Here is a 9,622-nt window from a genome sequence, read left to right on the forward strand (position 1 = left end):
CGCGAACGTCGAAATGAACGACAAGAACCTCGAGGTCGAAGTAACTGAGGAGAGCACGACCGAGGTCATCACCCTCCGGGACCCGGATGGTGAGATATTCGACCAAGATAGTCTCGAGGGCGACACCGAGGTCGCGTTCGAGATCCTTGGCAGATATGAAGACGATATCGCCACTGGCGAGTACGAACTCGTTGCCCTCGAGAGTCGTGGGAGCGACGACCCGATCGACTCGACGACGATCACGCTCGATGCAGAGTGTACAATCACCGACGTATTCTGGGCGGCAGAGAACCCGGATATGGACTGGGAGAAGAGATCCTCTGCTTGGGATGCTCATGCGGCTATCATCATCGAAAACAAGGGAACGATTCCTTCCCTACTCACCGAACTCGAGTGGGCTGGCGCTCCAGTGGCTCACCTTCAATCGAAGGACGCCCAATCGTACTACCACGAAGTACGTTTGCCGCCCGGAGAGACAACTGTCTATTCAGAAGGCCCAGTGTACCGGACTCAAAACTCGATTCAGTCGCTTGACTGTAGCGAATATGACACGGAACCGATGACAGTGACGGCTGTCACCCAGGTTGGACCCGATCCGTCGTATACTCAGCAAATCGAGTACGGTGGTGAGCAGTCATGTGAACTTGCCATTGTTGAAAGTAGCACTGATGGAGGTGAGAACTGAATGCCATGGCTTCAGGACCAAGTTGAGGACGGGATTGAGAACATTCTCCGGGACTTCTCTGATGCACTTCTTGGACTGGTAAACAGCATCTATGAAGCGCTTTTAGAGCCGATCGTCGGCGTTCCTTCACCGCGATCTGATTCTGGGTATATGGTCGTTGGAGCGCCGGATAATTCTCCATGGAATGATCTCTATCAAGACGTCTACTTGGCGTACATCATGCCCTTAGCGATCATGTTGATCGTGATCGCGTTTGCGTTTGTTGGGCTTCGGGCAGGCTCGATGAGTCCCTACCGACGAAAACAGCTCTTGAGACGGTTAGGAATCGTGTTTATTGGGACGTTCGTCTGGTTCCCCTTGGTCTCGATTCCGCTCCAATTTGTTGACGCTATTGGAACGACGATCGCCCCGATAGACGATATGTCTGCAGGACTTGGTGAGCTTATCCAGTCCTCGCTTGGAGGAATGTTTACGGTTCTGGCGATGGTCTCCATCTCAAACATTTTCCTCGTTGTTGCAGGATTCGTCGTAGCTCTTCGCTGGATTGCAGTTCTAGTGTTGACTCCCCTGATGCCGTTACTGGGTGTTCTCTGGGCGATGGAAATCTGGCCGTTTAATTCAGCTTCGAATATGGCCCGTCGTGTTGCCGGGATCTACCCTGGAATTGTGCTTGCTGGAATTCCGCCTGCAATCATTTTCAGGTTTGGCTGGGAGATTGGCGGGATCGAATCGACGGCAGACGGCCTGTTCGCGCTATTTGTTGGATTGATGCTGATCCCAGCAGCGATCATCGCGATGATCCTAACCGTCTACTGGAGTAGTCCTGCAGTCCGTACCATCGCCCAGAACAGTGTCATCGCTGCGAACCCATCGTCGGCTGCTGCCGGTGCTCGCAAAGCAAAAGCCGCATCTGGAAAGACCGTGCGTGGCGCTCGAAACGTCCATCGGGGCTACGCCAACGGGAAGTACGGACCGATGGCTAAAGACGGGCAGACGAAACTCGGGGGTGGGAACTCGAAAGCGTACAAACTCGGCAAATCAGCGAACTCGACGAAATCCCATGCACGCCAGTATAACAACCTCCGCAAATCGGATACGGGCCGGATGCGCGACAAAGCCAAAGACGACGCCAAACAGGTCACCCGCAAAACGTCGACCAAAGCCAAGCAAGGGCTCAGAAATACGAAAGAAAAGGTCTCGAGGTGGTGATTCGTATGAGTTCGAATACAGCAGACAGCGAGTACAACGCACGAAAAATCCATCAATCGCTGGGTGGAACCACGGCATTCTTCCAGGGCTACACGATTGGCGAACTCATGCTGTTTCTCACAGTTGCGTTCGTCACCGTTATCGCAGCGACGTTCGTTCCGTCTGCCCTGACGATCCCGATCCTTGGATTCGGGATCATGCTCACGATCCTCCTCTTCTTACTTCACAAAGTCAAGCCAGATTACCTCTGGCTCACTGAGTGGCTCGTCGCCCGATTTGGCTGGGCGCTCAAAAACAAGGAGTACACGCACGGTGGGGAGGATAACAGCGAAGTCCGATATCTAACCCGTCTCAACCGTGTCTATCCACACGCGATCGAACGAACTGATGGCGCACTCGTTGGGGCGATGAAAGTCGAACCAGCGAACATGGCCCTCGAGGACGACGATGCCTGGGCAAAAGCCGTCCAATCACTCTCGGAGTTCGTGAATTCGACTGTCGACTTCCCCGTAAAGGTCTATATCACTAGCCGCGAGGTTGATCAAGACGACGTCGTTCGCGAACACCAGCACCGGCTTGGCGACGCCGACGTTCGGTCACGCCCAGTTCTCAAACGCCTTCTCGAGGAGTACGTCGCTTCCAACACGAACGAAAACGGGGATGTGGACTCTGAAACGACCACAGTTCGAGAGTATTATCTCATCACGTCAGTGACCGACACCGACATCGAGCAGTTCGACGAAACCGGAGATAGTGTTCTGGCGTACCTCGCTGAAATGCCCATTCTCGGTCGATTGTTCGGTCGGTTTCAGTCTGATGGGCTGAGCGAATCCAAACGTGACCAACTCAAAGAAGAGAAACTCGAGTCGCGACTCTCCCAGCTTCGGCGTGGTGGCTCGTCGCTCTATCGGTGTTCGATTAGCCCCGTCGACGCATACGACCTTGCACGGATCACGAAGGAGTACTGGACGTGCCAGCCAGAGGAGTACGACGATATCTCGAGCGCACTCGGGACGTTCCCAGTCGTCTCTCACGGAATCAGCGACGGTGTGCCAGCTACGCCAGATCCAGCGGATGTCGTCAGTGCGATGGACGACTCGACTGCGACCCAACGGAAGACAGACATAAGCAATGAAGAAGCTGAGGACTGGGAGTACTCCCTCGAGGAGCTCGATTCAGATGAAACTGTGGAGGGAGATAATACCTCATCAGTGTCCGAAGAAGACCGTCTTCCGGACACGTCGACGATGCACCAGTCGGTTATCGCGCCGTCGACGGTCGACTGGGAGACGACCTACGCCGTGATCAACGACGAAACGTTCGTCCGCACCTTCTGGATCGAACAGTTCCCCGAAGAACCATCGGATGGACTCCTCGAGCGATTACTCCTCGAGACTGACTTGCAGACGGATATCAGCATCCACCTCAACCCATTCGATAGCCAGTCGGCGCAGGACATGATGGCTGACTGGATTTCGGATCTGAAGATTAACCAGCACGACTCGAATAGTCTGAGAGCCGAAGACCTGCAAGAGGACATCGATCAGGCGAAGTACATGCGCTCGCTCGTTCGGGCGAACAAAGCCTCGTTCTATCGCGGCGGCGTATTCATCCGCCTCGCTGCCGAGAGCCAGCAAGAACTAGAGAATCAAACGACTCGACTACGTTCGATCATCAAAGACGCACCAGCGAACTGTACGCTCAAAGTCGCGAGTCGGTGGCAAGAACGAGGGCTCGCGACCGTCTCGCCGCTCGGACGGAACGAACTCGGTCGCGATCGAATGTCAACGCTGACGAACCAGGCTATTGGGGCGATGTTCCCCTTCTCGTCGAACTACCAGATGATGGACGACGGCATCGAATACGGCTATCACGGCCATAACGGCTCTCCCATTCGAATCAATCCCTGGGAGCTCGAGACGGGCCATAGTGAACTCGTCGTCGGGATGCCCGGGGCTGGAAAGACGTTCGGCGGGATCTTGCGCCATCTGCGGATGATGAAACGGCGCAACGATACGATGCTCGTGCTCATCGACCCCGTTGGGGGTTTTCGCGGGATCGCCGACGCGCTGAATGCGAAGACGATCACCGTGGGTGGCGATACGAAACTAAACCCACTCGAGATCCGCGAGACACCACAACACGTTCTCGACTCGAATGACGGAGCCTCGCCCCTCTCGGCGAAGAAAGACGAGGTCTCCGCCGTGCTCGAGAACTTCCTCGAGGCACGTGATATCGACCTGGGGACGGAGACGGGCGTGCTCTCGTATGTGATCGACGAAGCCTATCGACAGGCTGGCATCGTCGAAGACGACGTCTCGACGCACACGTCGAAGAACTCACCGACGATGCAGGACGTCCACCGAATCCTCTGTGATATCGCTGAGAATCCGGATGAGCACAACATTGCAGAATCCGAATCCGCTCGCGAGCGTGCTGCCCAGTACGCTGACGAACTCGCGATCGCCTTCCAGCCCTTCCGCGAGGGTGGCTCCTACGAAAACCTCTCTCACCACTCGGAGATCGATATCCTCGAGGGTGACAACAAGGTCGTCTATATTGATCTGGGTCAGATCGAGGGCAGTGCTTCAGGAATCGATCGCCAGACGTTCTTGATGCAACTGCTGTTGTCGACGATCTACCAGCAGGCGAAAAACACACAGCGGAACGTCGAACTCGCGATCGATGAAGCCCACTATCTCTTCGACGATCAGGCCAACCTCGATTTCCTCGAGACGGCATTTCGTCACCAGCGCCACGCTGGCCTTCGAATGGTATTGCTCTCGCAGACCGCTCAGGAGTTCTACGAAACTGAGCAGGCCGAGAAGATCATCGGGATGTGCCCGATCAAAGTCTTCCACAAACTGCCCGAACTCGACGACTCAACGGCAGACAAAATTGGACTCACCAGAGAACAGCGCCAGTACGTCAGAGGAGCCGACGCCGGGAAGGAAGACCTCGGCTATAGTCAGGCACTCGTTCGTGTCGAAGAACACGGAACGTATCCCCTGCACGTGGTTGCAGACGACTTCGAGAAACGCGTCATCGACTACGAACCTGCGGACCAGGCCTTCCTCGAGCAGGCGATAAGCGACGAACCTGCGGAGTTGCTTGCCTTCGAGGAGTTCGTCGAGAACGAAGCACAGCAAAACGCACTTGCGACCCGCCTCAACATCAGCGCCGAGACGGCGAGTCAACTTCTTGATGAGGATCTCACGAAAGCGGAGGTCCTCGATGCAGTCGTCGAACAGGCTCTCGAATTGGATACAGACACCGAAGAGGCGCCGATCCAGACTGACGGTGGAACTGAACAGCGAACAATCGAACCTGAATATGACAGCTAAGACCATGACTACGCTCGATCGTTTCACGAAGGTGCTCGGTTCGTCGCCCCAGTACGAGTCGACACAACTCGAGTTTGGAGAGCAGGAATCGTTCGTTCAACACCAATCGGACACACCAGGCACACTCCTGCGGATTCGTCCCTACAAAGAGAACGATGGTGTCGTGGATGGGGCAGGTGTCCTCCAATCAGTCCACGACGTGACGACGAACTTCCGCGGGAAGAATACGAGTGATCACCACTCGTTCGAAGTCTGGTTCGACCAAGGGAAGATCAAATTCTACATGCACGCTGCTACCGAGGCAGCAGCCGACAAATTCCGCCGTCGCGTCGGGAACAACTACGCGAATAGCGAAATATTCCGAGTTGAGGAGGGCCACGCATTCCCGGTTATCGATTCTAACGAGTACGTCGCCGGCGCCTGGCTCGAGATGGAGAAAATCCCGTACTACCCGATCCGCCATCACAACAGCGAAGGCTTCGAGACGGATCCGTACGGCGAAATCACCAGCGAGATGCTCTCGCTCGACAACAGTACAGTCGTCACGCAGGTTGTTTTTCGACCGGCGAAACAGTCGTGGACCGAGGGTGATCGGTTCAAGCACAACAGCGTCGACGAACTCGCGCACGCACTCCGGCAAGGGACCTCTGTGGGATGGCTCAACCCTCGGACCCGACCGGCAAGCGAGAAGGACAAGCAGGCTGCGAAAACGATCGAACAGCAACGCGGCCAGCAGGCGTTCCACGTGAATATTCGCGTTCTCGCCGCATCCTCAGAGAAGGACGAAGCTGAAGCTCGAGCCCGCGGTGTCGCAGGGATGTTCAGGAAGTACTATAACGCGATTACGGAACAGGGACTCGACGATAACCCGGTCTGGCATCGCAAAGAGCGAAAGCGAGCTGAACGACTTCGACGATTCCTCTATCGAATGCGCGATCGCGAATGGATCGATCGCCGTATGATCATGACCGTCGACGAACTCGCCGGCGTCGCGCATATCCCCAACGCGGAGATTGAGACACCGAAGATCGACTGGCGTTACACTCAGCGGGGTGACCGGCTTCCATCGGATGGGTCTCAATATACAACTGATGATCCGCCGATTGAGGAGCAGACATCAGAAGCTCCAGATCAGACAGCAGTTACCTTTGATGGCTCTTCTCGAGAGCCGGAGGGATTCGATGGTATTTGATCGGTTCTTCGGACACGGTGGAGAGGACTCGAGTGACGCCCAAAGTAGTGAGTCCCCATCAGGCGATGAAGCATCCGGTGACGACCAGACAGAGAACACGAAGAGCACTCGGTTGTCGTCTGCCAAGCAATCAGCCGCTGGTGAGCAATACCAGATCGCTGACCAGGACACAACTCGCGTCGGTGGCAAACCGATCCTCACGGACACAGCCAACGAAGGCACGGTTGCAGGCCCGTACGTTCGAGAGATGTTCGAAGCCGAGATGTACAACGCACCTGCCCCACTCTGGGTTGGCTACACGGAAGATCCCCAGACTGGCTTTCGTGAGGCCCCGCTTCGGTTTGACTCGCTGTTTCGGCACAACTGGATTGCAGGGACGACCGGCTACGGGAAAACCACCCAACTGTTGAATATGATGGTGCAGTGGGCGTATTCGGGATATGGCTTCACGTACTTCGATCCAAAAGGCCAAGACTCTCGTGAACTCCTCCGGATGCTCCCCAAACACCGTCTCGAGGACGTGGTCTGGATCGAGCCTGGATCGACCACCCACGACAACACGGTCGGGATGAATTTTCTCGAAGTCCCCGAGTGTGAGACGACCGAAGAACTCGAGAACGAGATCGAAAACCGGGTCGAGAACCTGAAAGCGGTCTTCGATACGTCCGACTACTGGGGGATCAACATGGAGGCGATTACCGAGTCGATGGCTCGAGCGATGATGAAGTCCGAGAAACCATTCTCCATCATCGATATGTACTTCATTCTCCTCAACGCTGACCGACGCGAAGATTTCGCACTCGATGTCGAGGATCCCTATATCCGTGAGTTCTGTCTCGAGATTGCGGAGATGGAAGAGGAGACGGTTCGCCCTCTCTTGAAGCGGATCAAATCCTGGGTCGAGAACTCAGTGATTCGCCGGATCATCGCCCATCGCGAGAGTACGATCAACTTCCGCGATATCATCGACAACGACCGGATCGTGATCGTTCGAACGCCGGTTGAGAATACGGATATCAAGAAGATGGTCACACTGGGTGTGATGCGGAATCTCTGGAGTGCTATTCAGCGTCGTTCGTACGAACTTGATACCGAGCCGGATCCCTACTTCGTTCTCTGTGACGAGTTCGACGATATCGCGAGCGATAATCTCGATATCGAGTCGATGCTTGCTCGAGCCCGATCGATGCGGTTGTCGGTGACCTTGGCCTCGCAGTATCCCTCTCAGTTCGAGGAGGACACGCTGAAAGCGATGCAGAACAACTGCGATAACCTCCTCACGTTCTCAGTCAACGACAGCGACGATGCTGAGTTGTTGATGAAACGGTTCCGTGATTATACGGCAGAAGACCTCATCACGACCGACCAGTTCAAAGTCTGGACGCGGATTCCGCTCTCAGGTGGACGCTACTCTGAACCCGTGTTGATCCGGACGTTTCCGCCGTATCCGCCCCTCCGGGGGACAGATACTGTCGATCAGATCATTGAACAGAGTCTCAAGCGGTATGGGACTGACCCGCTGACGGATAACGAGATCCTTCGCAATCTCATCTACCGCGAGTACAATGAGGCGGCAAGTCCCGCTGCGCTTACTGTCGACCGGGTGATGGCGGAAGCGATTCGAACTGTCCAATTGCGGGAGGACGTTCGCGAGCAGAACGGCTGGGTTCCCGTGACTGACATCGACGCAGAAGTGATCGAGCGCTTGGAGGGTGAGGACGGTGATACCGCTGAAGGCCTCACTACAGAGACTCCACTCGAGGAATTCCCTGATGTGCGTCGGGAGTCGCCCCTGATCGATGTCGATCTCAGTGCACACGATGATACGGTCGTCGCTCGGTTGACTGACGAGGGTGAAGATGTTGCGGCACCCGAAACTGGAGATGTGCGCTCTGCAGGTGGCTCGGAACATGATTCTCTCCTGTTCGATCTCGAGGCCACCTTGACGAAGTGTGGCTTCTCTGTCGAGATCCTCGAACAAGATGGGAGCGAACAACCCGATGGGACGGCCACCCATCCTGACTACGATGGTGAGTTTGCTCTCGAAGCCGAAACAACGACGCCGAATAGGCCAGCGAAAGTTCTGCAGAACCTCAAACGAGCGCAAGAGGATGACCGGACCCCACTCTTCGTTGTGCGACCGGGGGAAGAGAGTCTCGCTCACTCAGCGCGTCGGCTCGAGAGTATGCTTGAGGCACCAGTTCGAGAGCTGGCTGATGGCACTGAGCAACTCTACAATATGGATGAACTCGTCACGTTTGGTGATGGAGCCACCGCCCTCGGTGGTGTGACGGCTGTGCGACCATCGACTGATGAGTCAACACGAACGGTCTGGAAACGTGAGGGAGATGAACGCGTTCTCTCGGATGGTGAAACAGAGTTCATTCGTACGCCATCTTCGACTGCTCTCTCGAAAGATAGTATACCAGCCTATTACAGCTTCGACCGTGAGACTGATCAGTATACTGTCTATGAACAGGGGGAAACAACGGTCTACGAGACAAAGGACGCGTTCGAGGCAGACTGGACGCCAATCAAGCGCCCCTTTGTTCCTGAGACTGATTTGCCGAACCCAGAATATGGGCGAGATAGCTATGCCATAGTAATCCAGCCCAAAGACGCAATGCCACAGCTCTATGTCGACGGTGATACGGTTCCACTGGCAGAGAATCGTGAGGCGCTCCCGAACGCAGATCACGACCCTCTACTCGGTGACGAGACGGATACCCCGTTGGCAACTCCTCAAGAGCAGCAGCCAGTAGATGAGGCTCCCGAACTGAATCCTAGTGGTGATGGTGTTGATGTCTTCGTTGAACAATTCCTCGTTGCCGATACCGATGGGTCAGTCTCGAAGAAGGATCTCTACCAGGCCTATGTAGCGTGGGCGAAACAGCATGACCTTGACTACACGAACGACGTCTGGTTTGGACGGAAATTGAGCGACCATCTCGAGATTGGTAGTGATCGACGACGGAAGGATGGAGAACGTATCACTGTTCATACTGGAATTGCACTGACTGAGACAGGAACCCGTCTCCTTGAGGGGGTGCAACAATCAGAACAATGATGGGTGAGTATACGGTTCCAGATTGGGTTCTGTCCAGGGTATTCCCAAACCAGGGTATACCCATAAACTCGGTCTTGAGGCGCTCTTCTCGGTATTTGGATTTTGGTGTCCAGGGTATTCCCAAA

5 protein-coding genes are annotated in these 9,622 nt (G+C 55.3%); all 5 read left to right on the forward strand.

The features are described from left to right. Window positions 1-13 precede the first annotated feature (13 nt). The 5 genes from BM348_RS18755 to BM348_RS18775 are packed head-to-tail and all read left to right on the forward strand — an operon-like array spanning window position 14 to window position 9,497. Window positions 14-685 (forward strand): hypothetical protein, encoded by a 672-nt coding sequence (locus BM348_RS18755; RefSeq protein WP_092907383.1) that lies wholly within the window; start codon window positions 14-16, stop codon window positions 683-685. After that, a complete protein-coding gene (locus BM348_RS18760) occupies window positions 686-1,894 on the forward strand; it encodes a hypothetical protein (protein WP_092907385.1) in 1,209 nt (402 codons plus the stop codon). It begins immediately after the preceding gene. A gap of 5 nt (window positions 1,895-1,899) precedes the next feature. Further along, complete coding sequence (locus tag BM348_RS18765) at window positions 1,900-5,238, forward strand: conjugal transfer protein (RefSeq protein WP_092907387.1); 3,339 nt, start codon at window positions 1,900-1,902, stop codon at window positions 5,236-5,238. 4 nt (window positions 5,239-5,242) lie between these two features. After that, the gene (locus BM348_RS18770) at window positions 5,243-6,430 is read left to right on the forward strand and encodes a hypothetical protein (protein ID WP_092907389.1); all 1,188 of its coding nucleotides are present in this window, start codon (window positions 5,243-5,245) and stop codon (window positions 6,428-6,430) included. Beyond that, window positions 6,420-9,497 carry a type IV secretory system conjugative DNA transfer family protein gene (locus tag BM348_RS18775; protein ID WP_092907391.1) on the forward strand — a complete coding sequence of 1,026 codons (3,078 nt, stop codon included), beginning with the start codon at window positions 6,420-6,422 and terminating at the stop codon, window positions 9,495-9,497. The genes BM348_RS18770 and BM348_RS18775 overlap by 11 nt, the downstream gene beginning before the upstream one ends. Window positions 9,498-9,622: the final 125 nt, after the last annotated feature.

It is taken from the genome of Halostagnicola kamekurae, assembly GCF_900116205.1.
GTDB lineage: Archaea > Halobacteriota > Halobacteria > Halobacteriales > Natrialbaceae > Halostagnicola > Halostagnicola kamekurae.

Coding starts and splice junctions, on each gene's coding strand:
- BM348_RS18755 (WP_092907383.1), top strand. CDS start 14: ATGAACGACAAGAACCTCGAGGTCGAAGTAACTGAGGAGAGCACGACC.
- BM348_RS18760 (WP_092907385.1), top strand. CDS start 686: ATGCCATGGCTTCAGGACCAAGTTGAGGACGGGATTGAGAACATTCTC.
- BM348_RS18765 (WP_092907387.1), top strand. CDS start 1,900: ATGAGTTCGAATACAGCAGACAGCGAGTACAACGCACGAAAAATCCAT.
- BM348_RS18770 (WP_092907389.1), top strand. CDS start 5,243: ATGACTACGCTCGATCGTTTCACGAAGGTGCTCGGTTCGTCGCCCCAG.
- BM348_RS18775 (WP_092907391.1), top strand. CDS start 6,420: ATGGTATTTGATCGGTTCTTCGGACACGGTGGAGAGGACTCGAGTGAC.